Origin of the sequence: Pseudomonas sp. FP1742, assembly GCF_030687145.1 — a bacterium.
Lineage (GTDB): Bacteria > Pseudomonadota > Gammaproteobacteria > Pseudomonadales > Pseudomonadaceae > Aquipseudomonas > Aquipseudomonas frederiksbergensis_D.
The window spans coordinates 3,435,017-3,454,605 of sequence record NZ_CP117460.1 but is presented as its reverse complement, the minus strand read 5'-3'; the positions used below and the strand labels follow the sequence as shown (position 1 = coordinate 3,454,605).

Annotated in this window: 17 protein-coding genes; 7 read left to right on the top strand and 10 right to left on the bottom strand. The window is 61.8% G+C overall.

Features of this window, described 5'->3' with window-relative positions; all coding sequences use genetic code 11:
• Position 1: 1 nt before the first annotated feature.
• The 7 genes from PSH64_RS15330 to PSH64_RS15300 are packed head-to-tail and all read right to left on the bottom strand — an operon-like array spanning position 2 to position 8,236.
• Entirely contained in the window at positions 2-1,141 is a 1,140-nt protein-coding gene (locus tag PSH64_RS15330; RefSeq protein ID WP_019578685.1) for a hypothetical protein, read from the bottom strand.
• Positions 1,120-2,565: an alkaline phosphatase family protein gene (locus PSH64_RS15325; RefSeq protein WP_105344353.1), complete on the bottom strand. Its 1,446-nt coding sequence runs from the start codon at positions 2,563-2,565 to the stop codon at positions 1,120-1,122. Before PSH64_RS15325 ends, PSH64_RS15330 begins: the two co-directional genes overlap by 22 nt.
• The gene (eboE, locus tag PSH64_RS15320; protein WP_105344351.1) at positions 2,555-3,787 is read right to left on the bottom strand and encodes a metabolite traffic protein EboE; all 1,233 of its coding nucleotides are present in this window, start codon (positions 3,785-3,787) and stop codon (positions 2,555-2,557) included. The genes PSH64_RS15325 and eboE overlap by 11 nt, the downstream gene beginning before the upstream one ends.
• Entirely contained in the window at positions 3,784-4,668 is an 885-nt protein-coding gene (locus PSH64_RS15315) for a TatD family hydrolase (RefSeq protein WP_105344349.1), read from the bottom strand. Before PSH64_RS15315 ends, eboE begins: the two co-directional genes overlap by 4 nt.
• A 36-nt stretch (positions 4,669-4,704) precedes the next feature.
• Entirely contained in the window at positions 4,705-5,478 is a 774-nt protein-coding gene (locus PSH64_RS15310) for an EboA domain-containing protein (RefSeq protein WP_305477714.1), read from the bottom strand.
• Positions 5,475-6,365, bottom strand: a complete 891-nt coding sequence (locus PSH64_RS15305; RefSeq protein ID WP_305477713.1) for a UbiA family prenyltransferase — start codon at positions 6,363-6,365, stop codon at positions 5,475-5,477. Before PSH64_RS15305 ends, PSH64_RS15310 begins: the two co-directional genes overlap by 4 nt.
• Positions 6,362-8,236 carry a 3-dehydroquinate synthase gene (locus tag PSH64_RS15300; protein ID WP_305477712.1) on the bottom strand — a complete coding sequence of 625 codons (1,875 nt, stop codon included), beginning with the start codon at positions 8,234-8,236 and terminating at the stop codon, positions 6,362-6,364. Before PSH64_RS15300 ends, PSH64_RS15305 begins: the two co-directional genes overlap by 4 nt.
• 600 nt (positions 8,237-8,836) lie before the next feature.
• Between PSH64_RS15300 and ltnD the strand changes: the two genes are divergently transcribed.
• The 5 genes from ltnD (at position 8,837) to otnI (ending at position 14,230) form a co-directional block, all read left to right on the top strand.
• A complete protein-coding gene (gene ltnD / locus PSH64_RS15295; RefSeq protein WP_305477711.1) occupies positions 8,837-9,751 on the top strand; it encodes an L-threonate dehydrogenase in 915 nt (304 codons plus the stop codon).
• 10 nt (positions 9,752-9,761) lie between these two features.
• Entirely contained in the window at positions 9,762-11,054 is a 1,293-nt protein-coding gene (gene otnK / locus PSH64_RS15290; RefSeq protein ID WP_105344341.1) for a 3-oxo-tetronate kinase, read from the top strand.
• Positions 11,051-11,689, top strand: coding sequence for an aldolase (locus PSH64_RS15285; RefSeq protein WP_305477710.1), 639 nt, complete (start codon positions 11,051-11,053; stop codon positions 11,687-11,689). The genes otnK and PSH64_RS15285 overlap by 4 nt, the downstream gene beginning before the upstream one ends.
• A 194-nt stretch (positions 11,690-11,883) precedes the next feature.
• Positions 11,884-13,344, top strand: a complete 1,461-nt coding sequence (locus tag PSH64_RS15280) for an SLC13 family permease (RefSeq protein WP_305477709.1) — start codon at positions 11,884-11,886, stop codon at positions 13,342-13,344.
• Between the two features lie 103 nt (positions 13,345-13,447).
• Positions 13,448-14,230: a 2-oxo-tetronate isomerase gene (otnI, locus tag PSH64_RS15275; RefSeq protein WP_305477708.1), complete on the top strand. Its 783-nt coding sequence runs from the start codon at positions 13,448-13,450 to the stop codon at positions 14,228-14,230.
• Positions 14,231-14,234: 4 nt separating this feature from the next.
• On the opposite strand, the gene PSH64_RS15270 is transcribed toward otnI, so the two are convergent.
• The 3 genes from PSH64_RS15270 to PSH64_RS30460 form a co-directional block, all read right to left on the bottom strand.
• Entirely contained in the window at positions 14,235-15,053 is an 819-nt protein-coding gene (locus tag PSH64_RS15270) for a DeoR/GlpR family DNA-binding transcription regulator (RefSeq protein WP_018928936.1), read from the bottom strand.
• 111 nt (positions 15,054-15,164) lie between these two features.
• Positions 15,165-15,722 carry a hypothetical protein gene (locus tag PSH64_RS15265; protein ID WP_019578696.1) on the bottom strand — a complete coding sequence of 186 codons (558 nt, stop codon included), beginning with the start codon at positions 15,720-15,722 and terminating at the stop codon, positions 15,165-15,167.
• A gap of 86 nt (positions 15,723-15,808) precedes the next feature.
• Positions 15,809-16,375 carry a methyl-accepting chemotaxis protein gene (locus PSH64_RS30460; RefSeq protein WP_370694479.1) on the bottom strand — a complete coding sequence of 189 codons (567 nt, stop codon included), beginning with the start codon at positions 16,373-16,375 and terminating at the stop codon, positions 15,809-15,811.
• Between the two features lie 1,302 nt (positions 16,376-17,677).
• Here PSH64_RS30460 and PSH64_RS15255 point away from each other — a divergent pair.
• Together PSH64_RS15255 and PSH64_RS15250 are read left to right on the top strand one after the other, a co-directional pair.
• Entirely contained in the window at positions 17,678-18,535 is an 858-nt protein-coding gene (locus PSH64_RS15255) for a sugar phosphate isomerase/epimerase (protein ID WP_305409101.1), read from the top strand.
• Positions 18,528-19,577, top strand: coding sequence for an isopenicillin N synthase family oxygenase (locus PSH64_RS15250; RefSeq protein WP_305409100.1), 1,050 nt, complete (start codon positions 18,528-18,530; stop codon positions 19,575-19,577). Before PSH64_RS15255 ends, PSH64_RS15250 begins: the two co-directional genes overlap by 8 nt.
• Positions 19,578-19,589 lie beyond the last annotated feature (12 nt).

Here is a 19,589-nt window from a genome sequence, read left to right as displayed (position 1 = left end):
CTTAGCGTTTCCACTGGGCGCGTTTCAGCGACCAGACAAAATCCAGTTTTTTGTAGCCGTTGAAGTCTTTGTCCGGCAGCGGTGTAGTGGGGTAGGTGAGACCGCCCTGGGTCGGGATGGCGAAATTGAAGTAACCGTCGGTCTTCGAGTAGGCGGCGGTGCCGTGGCAGGCCAGGCAGGATGAGGTGTCCTGGAACGCCGATTCCAGCTGCGAGTTCGCCAGCACCTGGGTCTTGGGTTGATATTCCACGCCGATCAACTCGTATTTCGACAGCGTCGGGTTGTTGGCCTGGAACTGCGTATTGACCGGTATGGCATCCGATGTCGGTCCGGTGCTGTTTGTCATCGGCCGGGGCGGGTGGCCCTTGGTCACGGTGTACTTTCTGTTGTTGACGTTCTCGAAGGTGGTCCAGACCCAGCTGGAGTCCAGTTTGTTGACCACATGCAAGCCACTCAACGCCGCATAGCCGACCCTGTAGTCGGTGCCCTGCTGGTAATAGGCCTGGGCGGTGTAGTAGCCGTCGTTCTCCAGCTTCTTCTTGTAGTCCATGTCCGCGCCGATCCACAGCCAGGCGGCTTTCAATTCCCAGGCCGTGGCGGGAAAGTTCAGGTTGCTCGTCAGGGCCTCCTGGCCATCTACGTTGTAGACATTGTTCTTGACGATGTAGTTATAAGTGTCCTGGGACATCAGCAGTTGAAAGCGCACGACTTGGCCTCGCTGTGCCTCAGGCACGACGGTACCGCCCATTTCCAGGCTCATCCCGTCGACCTGCTGCGTGGCATTGAGGTTGTGCAGCAGACGGTTCGCGTCCAGCCCCAGGGCCTTGGCTTGCTTGAGCACCTCGTCCGGCGGCTTCATGCGGCTGTCATACGAGCCAGGGTTGACGCCATTGGCCAGGTAGACCTGGTCGGAAGGCTTGAACGACTCCCACACGCGGTTGTAACCCTGGGCGTCGGGCTGGTTCAGGCAGACGAACCAGTTCCAGGCCATGGTCTCGGGGTGCTTGTTGAACGCCGTACGGGTCTGGTCGGCACTGATTCCAAATTGCAGGAAGTTGCTGCAGTTGAAGTTGTTGGTGTCCTGTGCCTGAGCCAAACCGGCCAAGGCACTCAGAACTGTTATAGAAATGGCTCGCCGCATGGAAGCTCCTTGGCATTGGCCGGGTCGGTGTGTGAATGCCCCAGGAAGTGTTCCAGGAGCAGTTGCTTCACTGCCGTGGCCGCAAGGCGCTGGGGCAACGGCAGATCGCAATTGGTGATGAGCAGCGGGCCGGTGTTCTCGCTGTCGGGCAGGCGACCATGGCTGCCACGGACCAGGCGGGTGTCCAGCGGAATCAGGTCCATGTAGTAGCGAAAGCCGAGCTTTTTCTGCAGCAGGCGGCGCGCCACTTTCAATTTGGGGAAGCGAATGGCCGGGTCGATGAACAGTTCCAGCGGGTCGTAGCCGGGCTTGCGATGGATGTCCACGGTGCGGGCAAAGTCGGGTGCCTTGCGATCGTCGAGCCAGTAGTAGTAATCGAACCAGTAACCCGGCGCGGCCACGGTCACCAGCTCGCCGCTGCGCGGATGATCCAGTTGCCAGACCCGTTGTTCGGCTTTATCCAGCACCTGCTCGATGCCGGGCTGGCGCTGCAGCAGCGCTTTGACGCGAGGAATGTCTTGCGCCTGTTTCACGTAGATGTGCGCGATCTGATGATCGGCCACGGCAAAGGCCGCGCTGGCGCCGGGGTCGAGCAACTCCCAGGTCAGCGACTGGCGCACCTGCAACAAGCCTTCCGAGCGCAACAACCGGTTGATCGATACGGATTGCTGTACCGCTTCGATCCCATACTCAGACAACAGCATCACCGCCGCGCCTTGCTCCTGGGCAAAGGCCAGCAGGCGACCCACTTCACTGTCGATGGCCCGCACCTCGTCGGCAATCGACGGATGATCGGGGCCCAGTCGCTGCAGGCAGTAGTCGAGATGCGGCAGGTAAACCAATTGCAGATCGGGTCGATCAATCTGGAACTCGGCGATGGCGCAGTCGACGATCCAGCGGCTCGACGCGATGCCGGCCGCCGGGCCCCAGAAACCCGGAAACGGGAATTCGCCGATCTGCTGCTCGATACGCTCATGCAACGAGGCCGGTGACGAATACAGGCCGAACAGCTTGCGGCCATCGGCCGGGTAGTGCGGGCGTGGGGTGATGGCGGCGTCCACGTCCGCATACATGTTGTACCACCAGAACAACTGGCTGCAGCGAAAACCCGGGAGTTCGCGCTTGAGCGTCTGCCAGACCTTTTCTCCCTGGATCAGTGCGTTGGGTTGCAGCCAGAAACGCACTTCAGCCTGGTCGCGAAAATACCAGCCATTGCCCACGATGCCGTGCTCCGACGGCGACAGGCCGGTGAGAATCGACGCCTGCACCGTTGACGTGACAGCCGGAAACACCGGTTGCAGGCTGGCCATTTTCGCCGTTTTCAACAGGGCATTGATGTGCGGTGTCGCCGGCCCCAGCAGCGCCGGGGTCAGCCCGACCACGTTGATCAGCAGCAGCGCTTGGCGCGGATTTTCAGAGGGCATCAGCGTACGCCTCCCGCGTTTGGGATTGCAGCAATTGGCGTTGGCGCAGTTGCTCTTCGACCCAGTGCAGTTCCGCGGCGATCCCCTGCAGTTGGGCGTGCTCGGTGTCGGGCCGCAGTTGCGCGGGCAGCACGCCCCAGCTGTAGGTTTCCACTTCCAGCACAGGGCGGAAATCCCCATGGTCCGCCAGAAAGTCGAAGGTCTGCGACAGGGCGATCTGGCTGCCGCTGAGCTCAGGCAGCAGCAAGTGTTCGCTGAACAGCGGAATGTGGAAATGAATCCGCAGTTCGGGGTATTGCCCCAGGTTGTTGGCGCAATCGTCGAGGGCGGCGGGCAGGTCGGCCCAGCCCGATAACCGCGCCTGTGCATCGCGGGCTTTGACTTGATGCAGGTAGGTGGTTTCGGCGAAGTCGCTCAAGGTCTTGAGCACGTGTTCGCGCCGGTTGTGGTCTTCAGCGGGCAGGCGACAAATCAGCGCGTTGGACAATTGGATCTTGCCGACAGGCACCCGGGCCTGGCGCAGCTTTTCCAGCGACTGATAGCAGTGTTCGAAAACCACGGCCTGGTGGCATACATCAAAACACAGCGCCAGATAGTCATGGTGCGGGTCGCTGGCTTGGTAGCGGTGGAAGAAGGCGATGGCCTGGTCGGTGTTTTCCAGCACGCAGTCCGGCTCCATCTCCAGGCAGAACACGATCTTCTTACCCGTCTCCCGATGCAGCCTGGCCAGTGAAGCCGTGAGTTGGCGCAGCAGATGTTCGGCACGCTGCTGTCGCCGCGGGTTCCAGTCGGCGGCATAGCCCAGCGGTACGGTGGAAATCACGCCTTGGGGGCAATCCGACGGCAGGGCGTGTGCCAGGATTCGGGCCAGATTCAGGCTGTACGCCAGCCGTTTCGGATCAGTCCAGTTGGGCAAATAGACGTCGGCTTTCACCGCACCTTGATGAAATTGGCCATAGGGAAAGCCGTTAAGTGAAGTCAGCCGCAGCCCACTGCGTTGCAGCAGGCTGAGGAAATCCGCGCGAGCTGACGCCTGCTGTAGTTCGGCCGCGGCGAGGGCGCTGATCCACAGCCCACTGTCTTGCTCGTTCAGGCCGCGTAGAGTGCGCACACCCTGGAAATGCCATTCGATGGATGACCGTAGCCCCGCCAGGTCACGGGCCGGGTGCACATTGCTGCAATAACCGACCTGCGCGGCAGCCCACCCCGTGCCGGCACTCATTTGATCACCGGTTCCTGGCCACGCAGGGCAGAGTTGTCCTGCCACTGCCGACGCTGGTCGATGGGCAGCGGGGTGCTGACCAGGGACTTGTCCAGTTGGCCGCTTTGAGCAAAAAAGTCCACGGGGTTGTGGAACAGCACCTGTTCGACCTGGCTTTCGCTGAAGCCGGCAGCCAGCATCGCTTCACCCGTTTTCGGCACCTTGAGTGGGTCGCTGATGCCCCAGTCGGCGGCGCTGTTGACCACCATTTTCTCGGTGCCGTACTGCTGCAACAGGGCGACCATGCGCTGTTCCGACATCTTGGTGTTGGGGTAGATCGAATGGCCGCGCCAGCAGTCGCTGTCCAACACCAAAGGCAAGGTCAGTTCGTTGAGGTGGTCGATGATCACCAGGTGCTCGGCAATCCCGACTTCGCGAATCACCGCCAGGGTGCGTTTGGTGCCACCGATCTTGTCGCGGTGCGGGGTGTGCACCAGCACCGGCAAATTGAATTGTCTGGCCAGCTCCAGCTGAGCGGCGAGGAAGCGATCTTCCTCCGGGGTGATGTCGTCGTAGCCGATTTCGCCGACGGCCACGACGCCGTCTTTCACCAGATAGCGCGGCAGAATCTCCAGCACTTCATTGGCCACTGACAGGTCGTTGGCCTCCTTGGGGTTGAGGCCGATGGTGCAGAAATGATGAATGCCGAACATGCTGGCGCGAAAACGCTCCCAGCCCAACAGGGTGTCGAAGTAGTCGATGAAACTGCCGACGCTGGTCCTCGCCTGGCCCTGCCAGAAGGCCGGTTCGATCACTCCGGTGATGCCGGCGGCGGCCATGTTCTGGTAGTCATCGGTGGTACGGCTGACCATATGAATATGCGGGTCGAAGTACTTGAGCATGGTAAATCCTCGTCAAGGAAAAGGAGTCGTTGAGTGTCAGTTCTGTGAGGCGTCGGCCAGGTACTCGTGCCACTCAGGCGGCAAGCGTTGCTGCTGACTCAGGCCGGTCAGACGCTGGTGTTGCGCCGGGCTGAGCAGGTCGAAGGCAATCACTCGGGGCAGCCCGGCGGACACCGTTCGTTCAGCGGCGAGCTGTTCGTCCAGCAGGTCGAGGGCCAACTGGTTGAGGGCGACGCTGTGTCGTTGCGTCAGGCCGATCAGGCGGCGTATGTCGAGCCCCATGCCCAGTGCTTTGAGCACCAGTTGATGGAAGGCCCGTTCGCTGTAGTGACGCGACGGGTAGAAGGTGTCCAGGGCGAGGGCGGCGAACACCTGGCTGTTACTGGTACGCCCGGCTTGCAGTGCCAGTTCCACGCAAAGCCCACGGCTGTCGAGCCAGTCGAGGGCTTTCAAGGTGGCGATTTTTTCCTGATCTTCACCCCACAAAAACAGTTGGCGCAGCAACGGCAGTTGCCCGGCGAGGGGCTGTTGCTCCAGGACCTGAGCCAGCAACAATGCCCGCGCCAGCTGGACGTTGCTCCAGCCGGGACTGTGGGGCAGCGGTTGCTCCTTGAGGTTGCGCTTGCACTGGCTGCTCAACAGCGCCGCGGTATTGGCGTCCGGGCGTTGGGCAAGCCGCTCCTGGGCCTGGCGCCACCACTGCAGTTCGGTGTCATCGAGCTGTTGGGTGAGGGCCTGGTGTTGTTCGGCGAGGCAGTCGTGGCGCATTTCGAGGGCCGCCGATGGCGATGCAGTGACGTCCATGTTCATGTCGGTTTGATCCAGCGCTGGAAGTGTGGAAGCAGGAAAAACACCAGAACGCATAACAGGCTGCCCAGCGGCTGGTTGGCCACAGCCAGCACCAGGGCATCGAACAGTGGCAGAGCCGCCAGGCCAGCGCCGATGAAGGCACGGACTTGCCGTTGCTGCGGGTGGGCCAAGTGGTGCCAGTAGTGCCAGCCCAGCCAGCCAAGCCAGAGCAGCAGCACCGGCCAGAACCAGGCGTTGTCGGAATAGATCGCCAGCGCCAGCGGGCTCAACATCAGCAGTAGCGGCAGGCGACTGAGCAACTGGTTGTTGTGTTCCTGACGAGCCAGGTAGGTCAGGCCGCTGATGTAGACACCCAGCAACATGGCGCACAGCCAGATCGGCTCCGGCGGCACCGCCAGGCTGGCTGCTGCCGTGAGGTAGAGGGCCGAGCGACAGGCGCCCATCAACCAGACGCTGTGGGCGTATTTCTTGTGCAGCAGGTTGTAGCCGAGGATGCAGCCCACCAGCAGGGTGGCGCTGCCCAGTAACCAGTGCGGTTGATCGATCAACCGGCTCAGGCCCAGTACCGAGGCCGCAGCCAGTATCAGCAACAGCACAGTGGCCAGTCCCACTTGTTGGCGACTGACCAGACCCAACGTGATCGGGCGGGGATTATGGTGCTGTTGGTCCCAGTCGGCGTCCAGCAGGTCGTTCAATAACATGCCGGCCAGATACAGCAGCGACAGTGCGGCCAGCAGCAGGATCCACACCAGCGACGACGGCGGCGCCAGGGCACCGGCACTGCTGGCCAGCAGGGCGGCGGCCAGGGTGTTGGTCCACACCGTGGGCAGGTTGGATACCCTGCCCAGGGTCATCCAGGTCTTGAGGTTCGGTGATGTCTGGCTCATCGCGCGCAGCCTTCGCTGAGGGTGAGTACCGGGTCGATGCGGGTGGACAGTCGTTGCAGCGCCTGTTCCATCCGCGCGGCATCGATTTCATGCAGGTCCACCGACTCGCCGATCCGGCTGAGCATGGGGATGGAAAGTTGCCCGCCCAGGTGCTGGCGGAATTCCTCCAGCCCGAGCAAAACCTGTGAGCGCCCCTGTGCATCTTTCAAGGACAGTTCCGGCGGGCACAGGTTGAAGCCGAGCTTGTGCAGCAGGTTCAGCACCCGTTCGGTGTCGGTATCGCTCAACAGTCCCAGGACATTGGCATAGAGTCCATCCAGGGCCATGCCCACCGCTACGGCTTCACCATGGCGCAGTCGGTGCTGGCTGAGGTTTTCCAGTTTGTGCGCGGCCCAGTGCCCGTAATCCAATGGTCGTCCGTTACCGCGTTCGAAGGGGTCGCCGGCCCCGGTGATGTGCGCCAGGTGCAGTTCGGCGCAGCGGCGAATGGCATAGCGGCTGGCCGGGTGATCGAAATGGGCGAGGGCGTCGGCCTGTTGCTCCATCCATTGGAAGAAGGCCTGGTCTTTGATCAGCGCCACTTTTACCGCCTCGGCCAATCCGGCGATCTGGTCACGGCGGGTCAGGCTGGTCAGCAGCTGGAAGTCGTTGATCACCGCAGTGGCGGGGTAGAACGCCCCCAGCAGGTTCTTCTGGCCGAAGGCATTGATGCCGTTTTTCACACCGATGCCGGCGTCGTTCTGCGCCAGCACGGTGCTCGGGATGCGGATCAGGCGAATGCCACGGTGGAAGGTGGCGCAGGCGTAGCCCACCGCATCCAGCACCGCGCCGCCGCCCAGGGCCAGCACATAACAATGGCGGTCCAGCCCATGGTGCAACATGTCGCGGTAGAGCTGCTGCAACACCTGCGAATCCTTGCTCAACTCGCCGGCCGGCACCGTAATCGGCGCGGCCTGCAAGTGCAGGTCCGCCGCATGGGCGGCAAAGTAGGCGTCGATCTGTTCCAGCAATTGCGGGGCGCTTTGCAGCAGTTGTTCATCGGCGAATACCAGTACCGTCACCGGCCCTCTGTGCCGGAAGGTGAGCTGCTGGTGCAGGCAGGGATTGGCCGGATCGAACAAGTGATCGGTGAACAGCACCGGGTAGTCGTAATTGACCTTGAAACGCCCGTGCAGCGGTTGCGCTGTGTCGTGTCTGCGCAAGCTCTTGAACAGGCTGAACCCGGCGATAAACAACCCAGGCAACACCATGCTGGCGAGGATAGTCACCAACAGCGCGTTCTGCTCGACGAGAAAGGTGCCGATGGCGCTGTAGGCCAGTGCCAGACCGGCATTGGCCAGGGTGGTGACCAATACGAACGCCGGCAGCGGATAACGTTGCATCCCGGCGGCCACCACCGAAGTTTCGGCCAATACCGGCACGCCGCGCAGGCAGATCAACGATAGCGTGCCCAGCTTATATGCCAACTGCCCCGGTTGGCGCTGATGCAGGCCCAAACGACCGGACAGCAGACGAAAGTAGCCGGCCCCCAGCGCATAACCCAGCCCGGCTCCCAGGCACAGGCCAATGAAGATCACCAGGTAACCGCCCACACCGCCGAGCATGGCCACGGCCAGCAGCGCGACCATGCTCGACGGCACCGGCAGCACCACATCCAGCGCGAGCAGGGCGATCAGCAGCAGTGCCAGGTTGAGTTTCTGGGTGGGTGTGGAGGGCAAGTACAGGTTGAGATGGGTCAGGAAGTCCTGGATCTGTTGTTCGAACAACAGAAAACTGACGATCACCAGGCCTGAGAAGCAAAGCAGTGACAACCAGAAATGTCCGGCCGGCCCCTTTTGCGAGAACGCACGATACCCATGGCTGCGCTTCATCAAGCATCCCTCTTTTTTGTTATGACTGATTCCGTGTCAATAATTAAAAGCAGCGTCTGGTCGGTTTTAGATCAATAGATTCTCTCGCCTGAGGGGCTGGTTTATGTACGGTTTGGTTACGCCTGTAGAGCTAGTTTTGAACTTAGACGGTCATGGTGTTTTTGCAAGGCGGCCTGATGGCAATCTGACTTTTTCACTTGCGTGAACGCGACCCGTAGCAGCTGTCGAGCCTGCGAGGCTGCGTTCGGCGGCGCAGCCGTCGTGAATCCGGCTGACGTGGTTTGCCTGATGCACCGCGAGTTCTGGTTTTACGACTGCTGCGCAGCCGAACGCAGCCTCGCGAGCTCGACAGCTGCTACAAAAAAGCGCGTCGCGGCTATCGATGCACCTGAGTCGATGTTAAAAAATGTTATTTTAAAAAAATACTTCACATAATCTGTTCATTGATGGATTATCTGCTCAACCAGTGCCAAGCGATCGTAGCTGCCACTGTGTTGGGCGATCCGCTGGCCATGCCGCCGGTGCCCATCTCTACATCGCGGCCCGCCGCCTGCGCTTTACCGGCGTGGAACAGGCCGTTGCTTCCCTCAGGAGTACCCCATGAATAACAAGAATGTCGGTGTTGTCGGTGTTGTCGGTCTGGGCGCGATGGGGTTGGGCATTGCCCGCTCTCTGTTGCGCAGTGATTTCAATGTGCATGCCTGTGATGTGCGTGCGCAGGTGACTGAACAGTTTGCCGGGGAGGGCGGCGTGGCGTGTTCTTCGCCCGCGCAGATGGCCGCGGCGTGCGACGTGATCATTACCGTGGTGGTGAACGCCGAGCAGACCGAAACCGTATTGTTTGGCGAGGGTGGCGCCGTCGCTGCGTTGCGCCCTGGCAGCCTGGTGATCGGTTGCGCCACCGTGGCCCCGACCTACGCCGTCGACCTGGGCCAGCGCCTGACCGCCCAGGGCTTGCTGTATCTGGATGCCCCGATCTCCGGTGGCGCAGCCAAGGCGGCTGCCGGTGAAATGACCATGATGACGTCTGGCCCGGCCGATGCTTACGCCAAGGCCGAAGCCGTCCTGGCAGGCATGGCCGGCAAGGTTTATCGCCTGGGCGACAGCCATGGCCTGGGTTCCAAGGTCAAGATCATCAACCAGCTGCTCGCCGGGGTGCACATCGCCGCTTCCGCCGAAGCCATGGCGCTGGGCCTTCGTGAAGGGGTCGATGCCGACGCGCTTTACGAAGTGATCACCCACAGCGCCGGCAATTCCTGGATGTTCGAAAACCGCGTGCCGCACATTCTCAAGGCCGATTACACGCCATTGTCCGCGGTGGATATTTTCGTCAAGGACCTGGGCCTGGTGCTGGATACCGCACGGGCCAGCAAATTCCCGCTGCCGCTGTCGGCCACCGCTCACCAGATGTTCATGCAGGCTTCCAGTGCCGGCTTCGGGCGTGAGGACGACTCGGCAGTGATCAAGATTTTCCCCGGCATCGAGTTGCCGACTGCCAAGACCGAGCCGGTTTGAGGAACGCCCAATGAACACAACCCCTGCACGCCCATTGCTGGGCTGCATCGCCGACGATTTCACCGGTGCCACGGACCTTGCCAACATGCTGGTGCGCGGCGGTATGCGCACCGTGCAAAGCATCGGCATTCCGAGCAGCGAAGTGGCGGCCGGGCTCGATGCCGATGCGATCGTCATCGCCCTGAAATCGCGCACCATTCCAGTCGCCGAAGCGGTCGAGCAGTCCCTCGCCGCGCTGGCCTGGTTGCGTGAGCAAGGCTGCGAGCAAATCTTCTTCAAGTACTGCTCGACGTTCGATTCCACCGGGGCCGGCAATATCGGCCAGGTCAGCGAAGCACTGCTGGCGGCGCTGGGCAGCGACTTTACCCTGGCGTGCCCGGCGTTCCCGGAAAATGGCCGGACGATCTTTCGCGGCCACTTGTTCGTCCAGGATCAACTGCTCAGCGAGTCGGGCATGCAGCATCACCCGCTGACGCCGATGACCGATGCCAACCTGGTGCGGGTGCTGCAGTCGCAGACCCATCTGAACGTCGGCTTGTTGCGCTACGACACCATTGCCCAAGGGGCCGAAAAGGTGCGCGGGCGCATCGCCGAACTGCGGGCTCAAGGTATCGGCATGGCGATTGCCGATGCCTTGTCGGACCAGGATCTGTACACCCTCGGCACCGCCTGTGCCGACTTGCCGTTGTTGACTGGCGGCTCGGGGCTGGCCTTGGGCTTGCCGGAAAACTTCCGTCGCGCCGGTAAATTGCGCGACCTCGATGCCTCGAAACTCCCGGCGGTGGCCGGTGGTGAAGTGGTGTTGGCCGGTAGCGCTTCGATCGCCACCAATGGCCAAGTCGCAGCCTGGCTCGAAGCTGGTCGACCCGCGCTGCGGATTGATCCGTTGGCCCTGGCGGCTGGCGAACCCGTGGTGGCCCAGGCTCTGGCCTTCGCCAAGAACAATGAACAAACCGTATTGATCTACGCCACCAGCTCACCGGACGAGGTCAAGGCGGTGCAACAAAAGCTCGGCGTCGAACAGGCCGGCAGTCTGGTGGAAAACGCCTTTGGCGAAATTGCCCAAGGCCTGCGTCAGAGCGGCGTGCGGCGCTTTGTGATCGCCGGTGGTGAAACCTCGGGCGCGGTGGTTCAGGCGCTGGGAGTGCAACTGCTGCAAATTGGCGCGCAGATCGATCCGGGTGTGCCGGCGACCGTCAGCAGCACCGATGAGCCTCTGGCCCTGGCGCTCAAATCAGGCAACTTCGGTGGTCGGGATTTTTTCAGCAAAGCCTTGAAGCAACTGGCGGAGGGTGTTTCGTGAGTAATGAAAACGCCTTGCGCGAAGAAATCTGCGACGTGGGCCGCAGCCTTTATGAGCGCGGTTACACCGTCGGCAGCGCCGGCAATATCAGCGCACGGCTGGACGACGGCTGGCTGATCACGCCGACCGATGTCTGCCTCGGCCGCCTCGATCCGGCGACCATCGCCAAGGTCAATCTGGCCGGTGAATGGGTCTCCGGTGACAAACCGTCGAAGACATTGGCACTGCATCGCCAGGTCTACGACCGCAACCCGAGTGTCGGTGGTGTGGTGCACACCCATTCCACTCATCTGGTGGCGTTAACCCTGGCGGGTGTCTGGCAGCCGAACGATATCCTGCCGCCATTGACGCCGTATCAGGTGATGAAAGTCGGGCATATCCCGTTGATCAGCTACCAGCGTCCCGGCTCGCCAAAGGTGGCTGAACAGGTCGCGCAACTGGCCAACAGCGTTCGCGGCGTGATGCTCGAACGGCTGGGGCCGGTGGTCTGGGAGAGTTCGGTGTCCAGAGCCAGTTACGCCCTGGAAGAACTCGAGGAAACCGCGCGGTTGTGGCTGATGAGCAATCCCAAGCCCGAACCGCTCGATCAGGTAGCACTGGACGAGCTGCGAGCGGCCTTCGGCGTGCACTGGTAGTGCGCTGAAGTTTTTTAACACGATAGACCGATAAAGCAGGCCCTGTTCGGGAGACGCGCAGCGACTCCCACGACCCCGGCTTGCCTGAAAAATACAATAACAAGAGGACATCCAGGCATGACTCACCTTCACTGCGGCATTTTCAGACCCGGTTGCAGCACCCTTGTGTTCGCCCGGCGCGGAGGGCTTGTGAAATGAGCCCGTTAATCCTGATGGTTACCGCGGGGCTAGGGATCGCTCTGTTGTTGTTTTTGGTGCTCAAGTACAAGTTCCAGCCTTTCGTGGCGTTGATGCTGGTGAGCATTCTGGTGGCGCTGGTGGCCGGGGTGAAACCGGCCGACCTGGTCGCCACCATCGAAGGCGGCATGGGCAAGACCCTGGGTCACATCGCGATCATCATTGCCCTGGGCGCGATGATCGGGCGGATCATCGAGCTCTCCGGTGGTGCCGAGGCGCTGGCCAAGACGCTGATCAGCTGTTTCGGCAATCGACGCACGCCGCTGGCGCTGACGATTGCCGGGTTCATGGTCGGGGTGCCGGTGTTCTTCGAGGTCGGTGTGATCATCCTGATGCCGCTGGCCTATGGCGTTGCTCGCAGTGCACGCAAGCCGCTGTTGGTGTTTGCGCTGCCGATGTGTGCTGCGTTGCTGACCGTACACGCCTTCCTGCCGCCACACCCCGGCGCGGTGGCCGCTGCCAGTCAGTTGGGTGCCGACCTTGGCCGGGTGCTGATGTTCGGTCTGCCGATCACGGCGTTCCTCTGCTATGTCGGCTACCGCGTGGCCGGGCGCATGACCCGTCGGGTGTACCCGATGACCGACGATATCCGCGCCGAAGTCTATGGCCCGCATGTCACCAACGAAGACTTGGTCGCCTGGGCCAATGGCAACGGAAAGAGCGCTGAACGAGCCGCCGTCGCCGCGTCGCACATGGGCCTGGAAGAAGCCACCAGCGCGATCGTTTCCAAGTTGCCGCCAGCACCCGCGCCGGGTTTTGGCATGATCGTCAGCCTGATCGCACTGCCGATCATTCTGATTCTGCTGGGAACGCTGTCCAACTCGTTGCTGCCTGCCGACTCGGTGCTGCGCGGCATCATGACTGTGCTCGGTGCGCCATTGGTGGCGCTGCTGATCGACACCTTGCTGTGTGCCTGGTTGCTGGGTTCGCGTCGAGGCTGGAGCCGTACCCAGGTGTCTGACGTGATCGGTTCGGCCTTGCCAGGCGTGGCCATGGTGATTCTGATTGCCGGTGCCGGTGGTGTATTCGGCAAGGTGTTGGTGGATACCGGCATCGGCGCAGTGGTCTCCGATTTGCTGCGCACCACCGGCCTGCCGGTCCTCGCGCTGGGCTTTCTGCTGACCATGCTGCTGCGTGCGGTTCAGGGTTCGACCACGGTGGCGTTGGTGACCACTGCCGGCATCATCAGCCCGCTGATAGCGACCCTCAACCTCACCGCGAATCACATGGCGTTGCTGTGCCTGGCCATGGGCGGTGGCGGGTTGGCCATGTCCCATATCAACGACGCCGGTTACTGGATCTTCACCAAGCTGTCCGGGCTGAATGTGGCCGACGGCCTGCGTACCTGGACCGTGCTGACCACCTTGCTCGGCACGCTGGGTTTCGGTATTACCTTGCTGATCTGGCCGTTTGTCTAACGAACTGTCGACTTGTAGGAGCCAGGCTTGCCGGCGAAGGCGCCTTTAAGAGCGCCTTCGCCGGCAAGCCTGGCTCCTACAAAAAACATACATAGGAGCTACCATGCCTCGTTTTGCTGCCAACCTCAGCATGCTCTATCCGGAACATGAGTTTCTGGATCGCTTTGCCGCCGCTGCCGCCGATGGTTTTGAAGCGGTGGAATACTTGTTCCCCTACGACTACAGCGCCCAGGAACTCAAACAACGCCTGAGCGACAACGGCCTGGTGCAGGCGCTGTTCAACGCCCCGCCCGGCGATTGGGCGGCGGGTGAGCGGGGCACGGTGTCGTTGCCGGGCCGGGAGAGTGAATTTCGCAGCGGTTTCGATCGCGCGCTGGAATACGCGGCGGTGCTGGGCAACTCGCGCATCCATGTGATGGCCGGGTTGCTGCCGTCGGAAAGCGATCGCCCACGGCATCACGGCGTGTACCTGGAGAACCTGGCGTACGCCGCCGCGCAGGCCGCCAAGGTCGGTGTCACCGTCCTGCTGGAACCGATCAACACGCGCGACATGCCGGGCTTTTTCCTCAACCGCCAGGATCAGGCCCAGGCCATCTGCAAGGAAGTGGGCGCCAGTAACCTGAAGGTTCAGTTCGACTGCTACCACTGCCAGATCGTCGAAGGTGACCTGGCGACTAAACTGCGTCGGGACTTCGCCGGTATCGGTCATATCCAGATCGCCGGCGTACCGGATCGACACGAGCCAGACCTGGGTGAAGTCAACTATCCCTATCTGTTCGAGTTGATCGACCAGTTGGGTTATGACGGCTGGGTAGGGTGCGAATACCGGCCCCGTGGCAACACGACGGCCGGCTTGCAGTGGCTGCGGGACTGGAAGGCGCGCTAACGCCTTACAGGTTGTTATCAGAGGGCAACAGCAGTTCGACACCCTGCTTGCGGATGCTATCGGCCGCGGCAGGGGTCAGTGCGTCGTCGCTGAGGATGATGTCGAACTGCTCGAGCCCGGCGATCCGGTACATGCTGAACGTGCCGTACTTCGAACTGCTGGCCACCAGCACCACTTGCGAGGCCGATTGCATCGCGACTTGCTTGACCTCCACCTTCAGCGCCGACGGCGTGGTGAGGCCGCGACGCAAATCCCAGGAGCTGGTGGAAATGAAAGCGATATCGGTGACGATCTGACGCAAGGTGGCCACCGCCAGCCCACCCACGCACGATTGATTCGAATGATCCAGTTGCCCGCCGGTGTGAATCACCGTGACATGGGGCGCATCGATCAACGCCTGGACAATCCCGAAGTCGTTGGTCACCACGGTCATTCCCGACAGCGCCTTGATGTACGGGACGATTTCCAGTGTGCTGGTCCCCGCATCCAGATAAACCGTCATATCGGCATGCAGTAGTCGCGCGGCCAGCTTGGCCATCGCCTGCTTCTGCGGCAACTCGACCACCGCCTTGAACTGATGACTGGGCTCGCTGTGGAGCTGGCTGGCAATTCGCACGCCGCCAGTGACCGAGTAAGCACGGCCTTCCTGTTCAAGCAGCGCGATATCGCGGCGAATGGTCATGTGCGAGCAGTCGAACATTTCCATCAGTTGATGAACGCTCAGCACCTGATGCTTGCGCAGCTGGCGCAGCATCAATTCACGGCGCTGTTCAGGAATCATCGGTGCGCCGCTTTCGGCGGCGATGTCCTTTTGACTAGGCATTCGGGCTCCAGAGTGAAGAAATCCGCCGACAAGGAAAGCGGTGCAAACATAGTAGCGAATCTACGGTAAAGGAACGAGCTGTTGCGGATCTCTGTTCTGGTGACGGCAGCCTCAATCCAGATCCCGGCGGATAGCGTCCAGGCGTTCGTCGAGCAATGGGGTGAGGAGGGCGTAGCACTGCGCCGGAGTGATCGACACGGTGGTTGTACCAATCAGGCAGCGTTGCAGTTGTTCGAGCGCAGTGTGCAGCGAATGGGGAGCGTGCTTGAGCAAGCGTTCGTGCAGGTACTGCAATTGAATCAGCATCTCCAACGGGCAACTTCGATGCGCGGCGGCGCGTACCGACAGCCCGCGCAGTCGTCCCAGTTCTTCAAGTTCCCAGCAGCGCGCGGCGATGCTCGGGCGCGCCAGGCTGAGCGCACAGCGTTGCAGCTCGAGGTGCTGGATGGCGCCGAGCAGGTCCTGCAGCAATCGGCAATGGCCATCGAAATCCGCCGGGTCGCGGCGTAACGCGCTCCAGGCCTGGCACTGTGCGGAATACGGCCACTCCCTCCAGCGTTGGTCGAGCGCGTGCCCCAATGCCTGGCAACGTTGTTGCGCCTCGCGGGTGACTTGTCCGCCGAGACCGCGATGCTGCTGTAGTCCTTGCAGCAGGTCGAGACCGAGCAACAGCGCCTGCCTTAGTCTGGTGTCACCCTGCGGCAGACGGACTTGGCGGGATGGCCCATCGTCGAATGCTGTGGCGAGTGCTGGATTCATGGGCGGCTTCCGACGGTGAGCTGGTTGAGATAACGGGTCAGGTCGTGCAGCGCATTGGTTTGCGTGCTCTGTTCCTGTACCGCGCCATTGACCTGTTGCAACTGTTCGCTGAGGGCATGATTGGCTAGCTGATGCTCGCTGAGCGCCTGTTGCATGGCGCCGAGGTGTTGCAGATTGATCTGGCTATGTTGCGCCAGGTCGTCGAGGTTGGCGGCGAGCTGCTCGCTCTGCTGACTCCCGGCGGCCAGCAGGTCGCGGTGTTCCTTGACCTCGCCATCCACCTGGCGCACGGCCATGGCGATCGCCGTCGCGGCGCTGGTGATTTCGTGGGTCGCCCGGTCGGTGGCCTGGGCCAGACTGCGGACCTCATCGGCGACCACGGCAAAACCGCGCCCGTGCTCGCCGGCGCGGGCTGCCTCGATGGAGGCATTGAGTGCCAGCAACTGGGTCTGTTTGGCCAATGCCTGAATGCTGTTGACCGTGCTTTCCACGGCGGTCGTGCGCTGCAGCAACGCTTCCACGGCGTGTGCGGTATTGCCCAGGCGGTGCTGAATGGCGCGCATGCTGTCACCCACTGAGCGCGCCTCCAGGCAACCGGTTTCGCTCTGAGTGTGAGCGTTGGCGAAGGCTGCCAGCGCGCCCTTGGCCAAGGCATCGATGCTGTGCAGGGTCTGATCGATCTGTTCGCTGGCGGCGGCGATCATCGCGATGCGTTGGCTCTGTTCCGCTCCTTGGTCGCGGGCCTGTTGGGCCATCTGCTCCAGGGCACGGCTGGCGAACTGTACTTCGCTGCGCAAGCGTTCGTTGTTGCGCAGTTGCAGGCTGGCGGCCACCAGCAGCGTCGCAGGGTCGGTATCCCGGGAGCTGCGCAGCAGTTGTGCCAGTTCCGTATCCCAGAATGTCTGCAGCTGGCGTTGATGACGCTCGCGAAGCTGCCAGGCGCATCCCAGGTACAGCACGCCAGGTATCAGGGCCAATGCGCTTGCGGGCTGTTCGGCCAGTGCGAGACCACAGGCGCCGAGGGCTAATCCGAGCGGTAGCCAGAAGCCGATCCTGCTGCGTTCGAGCAGGGCTCTGCCAGGTTCGAACAAGGCTTTGGCGAATGATGTGCCGGCCGGGTGCGATGTGCCGCCATCGCTGCGCAGATGAACGATGGCGTGACCCGGTGGGTGCATTCCTTGAGCGGACATGAGGATTTCCTTCTGATGCCGGGATGAAAGCAAAAACGGCGCACGCTCTCCTGCCGCAATGTGCAGGGGAGCGGACGCCGTTGTCCGAGATGTTTGCCAAACCATCGGTGTTGATGGCTCAAGCCTGATCAAAAAGCCTAAGCAAGTTGTTTGCCAGCCTTTGCGTTCGACGGCAGGTCAGCCGGTGGAAGGCGGATTGCATTCAATGACGAAGGCAGAACAGACGAGCAACGCACCAGTCGCGGGAATGGCTGCGTCGCTGTGCTCTGTTCTGGTTCGTGCCCATCCGCATCGGGCGCACGCTTGGTAGCAGCTGTCGAGCCTGCGAGGCTGCGTTCGGCTGCGCAGCAGTCGTAAAACCAGAACTCGCGGTGTGTCAGGTAGACCGCATCAGCCGGATTCACGACTGCTTCGCAGCCGAACGCAGCCTCGCAGGCTCGACAGCTGCTACGGATCGCATTGCGGCTTACACAACGCGAGAAAATCCGGCATCGTTAGTTCATGAATTTCTGAACTAACTATTTGCTGCAGCCTATTCAATCGCTTGTCGCCATAGCCTTAGGATTCGTCACACGGGACCGCAGCCATCAGAGCAGCGGCCAGCAGCAACTTCTTTCGACTGCCCAGTAACGCCAGCCCAAACAGCGGGTGGCCTGACGCAGCCGAGAGGAATGCATGAAGCTAGAAATTTTCCGCACGTTATGGGGCTATACCGCCAGCAAGGCACAGGCCCTGGATGAACTGCTCGCCGCTGGCTTCGATGGCCTCGAAGCACGCCTGCCATTGCAGGCCGATGAGCGTGGCGAGTTCGGCGCTTTCCTGCGCAGTAATCAAGTTCCCTACATCTGCACACTGTTCAGTGCCTACGATGTATTGCCCGACCAGAACGCCACGCCCACCCAGCACTTGGCCGACATTGATCGCAAACTGGGCTGGGCCTCGGAGCTGACCCCACGTTTCGTCAATCTGCTGGCAGGCAACGACCGCTGGCCGCAGGCATTGCAGGTCGAATTTTTCGGCCAGGCCATGGAACTGGCCGCCAGGCATGGCGTGTTCTGCAGTTTCGAGACGCATCGCGCCCGTTCCCTTTACAGCCCTTGGGTGACCCTGGAGCTGATCCGCCAACTGCCGGGCCTGCGTTTCACCAGTGACATCAGCCACTGGGTGGTGTGCTGTGAGCGACTGCTGGACGATCCGGCCGACGATCTTTCGGCCTTCGTCGCACGCGTGCATCACATCCAGGCTCGGGTCGGCTACGACCAAGGCCCGCAAGTCCCTCATCCCGCCGCCCCGGAATATGCCCGTGAATTGGCGTTTCATCAGCGCCACTGGGAGGCCGTCTGGACCGCTCAGCGCGAACGTGGCTACCCGGTCAGCACCTTGACCCCGGAGTTCGGTGCCGACGGTTATCTGCATCACTTGCCCTTCACCAACATGCCGGTGGCCGACCTCTGGACCTTGAACCAGTGGATGGCCCGGACCGAGCGCGAACACTTCGACCGTTTCACCCGTGAAGGAGCCCGCCATGCGTAACACCTCGCCAACCCAAGCCAACTTCAACAGCATTCCGGTGGTGAACATCGCCGGGCTCTTCAGCATCGAACTGGAGCACCGCCTGGCCGTGGCCGAGCAACTGGGCCGCGCCGCCAGCGATGTGGGCTTTCTGTACATCACCGGGCACGGCATCGATCCGGCGCTGATCGAGGGCTTGCGCCAGGCGGCCAGGGATTATTTTGCGCAACCGCTGGACGCCAAGATGCGCCACTACATCGGCGCCTCGGAAAGCCACAAGGGCTTCGTGCCCGAAGGCGAGGAGGTCTATTCAAAGGGCAAGCCGGATCACAAAGAAGCGTTCGATATCGGCTTCGAAGTGCCAGCGGATGACCCGCTGTTCCTCAACCGTACACCGCTGCTGGGGCCGAACCACTGGCCCGACGTGCCGGGTTTCCAGAGCGCGGTACAGAACTACTATCAGGCGGTGTTCGCGTTAGGCCGCCGGCTGTTCGATGGCTTCGCCCTGGCCCTCGGGCTGGAGGAGGGCTATTTCGACGCGCTGGTGACTCGCCCACCCTCCAAATTGCGGCTGATCCATTACCCCTTTGACGCCGATGTCGTCGATGCACCGGGCATCGGCGCGCATACCGACTACGAGTGCTTCACCATCCTGCACGCCGATCAACCGGGGCTGGAGGTGCTCAATGATCAGGGGCAGTGGATCGACGCACCGCCACTACCCGACGCGTTCGTGGTGAACATCGGCGACATGCTGGAAGTCATGACCGCAGGTGCTTTTGTCGCCACTGCCCACCGGGTGCGCAAGGTTGCCCAGGAGCGCTACAGCTTCCCGCTGTTCTACGCCTGCGACTATCACACGCTGATCAAGCCGCTGCCGGCCTTCGCCAGCGATACCCGCGAATACGAGGCGCTGGCGATTGGCGAGCACATGTGGAGCCAGGCCTTGCAGACCTACCAGTACCTGCGCAAACGCGTGGAGAGCGGCGAGCTTGAGTTGCCGTCCCGGGCCCGAAAACCATCGAGTTTCGGCCATCTGAAGAACACCACCTCTCATTCCTAAAAAAACAACCCA

Excerpts from the sequence above, each read along its gene's own strand:
- PSH64_RS15330 (WP_019578685.1), bottom strand. The coding sequence starts at position 1,141 with ATGCGGCGAGCCATTTCTATAACAGTTCTGAGTGCCTTGGCCGGTTTG.
- PSH64_RS15325 (WP_105344353.1), bottom strand. The coding sequence starts at position 2,565 with ATGCCCTCTGAAAATCCGCGCCAAGCGCTGCTGCTGATCAACGTGGTC.
- eboE (WP_105344351.1), bottom strand. The coding sequence starts at position 3,787 with ATGAGTGCCGGCACGGGGTGGGCTGCCGCGCAGGTCGGTTATTGCAGC.
- PSH64_RS15315 (WP_105344349.1), bottom strand. The coding sequence starts at position 4,668 with ATGCTCAAGTACTTCGACCCGCATATTCATATGGTCAGCCGTACCACC.
- PSH64_RS15310 (WP_305477714.1), bottom strand. The coding sequence starts at position 5,478 with ATGAACATGGACGTCACTGCATCGCCATCGGCGGCCCTCGAAATGCGC.
- PSH64_RS15305 (WP_305477713.1), bottom strand. The coding sequence starts at position 6,365 with ATGAGCCAGACATCACCGAACCTCAAGACCTGGATGACCCTGGGCAGG.
- PSH64_RS15300 (WP_305477712.1), bottom strand. The coding sequence starts at position 8,236 with ATGAAGCGCAGCCATGGGTATCGTGCGTTCTCGCAAAAGGGGCCGGCC.
- ltnD (WP_305477711.1), top strand. The coding sequence starts at position 8,837 with ATGAATAACAAGAATGTCGGTGTTGTCGGTGTTGTCGGTCTGGGCGCG.
- otnK (WP_105344341.1), top strand. The coding sequence starts at position 9,762 with ATGAACACAACCCCTGCACGCCCATTGCTGGGCTGCATCGCCGACGAT.
- PSH64_RS15280 (WP_305477709.1), top strand. The coding sequence starts at position 11,884 with ATGAGCCCGTTAATCCTGATGGTTACCGCGGGGCTAGGGATCGCTCTG.
- otnI (WP_305477708.1), top strand. The coding sequence starts at position 13,448 with ATGCCTCGTTTTGCTGCCAACCTCAGCATGCTCTATCCGGAACATGAG.
- PSH64_RS15270 (WP_018928936.1), bottom strand. The coding sequence starts at position 15,053 with ATGCCTAGTCAAAAGGACATCGCCGCCGAAAGCGGCGCACCGATGATT.
- PSH64_RS30460 (WP_370694479.1), bottom strand. The coding sequence starts at position 16,375 with ATGCGCGCCATTCAGCACCGCCTGGGCAATACCGCACACGCCGTGGAA.
- PSH64_RS15255 (WP_305409101.1), top strand. The coding sequence starts at position 17,678 with ATGAAGCTAGAAATTTTCCGCACGTTATGGGGCTATACCGCCAGCAAG.
- PSH64_RS15250 (WP_305409100.1), top strand. The coding sequence starts at position 18,528 with ATGCGTAACACCTCGCCAACCCAAGCCAACTTCAACAGCATTCCGGTG.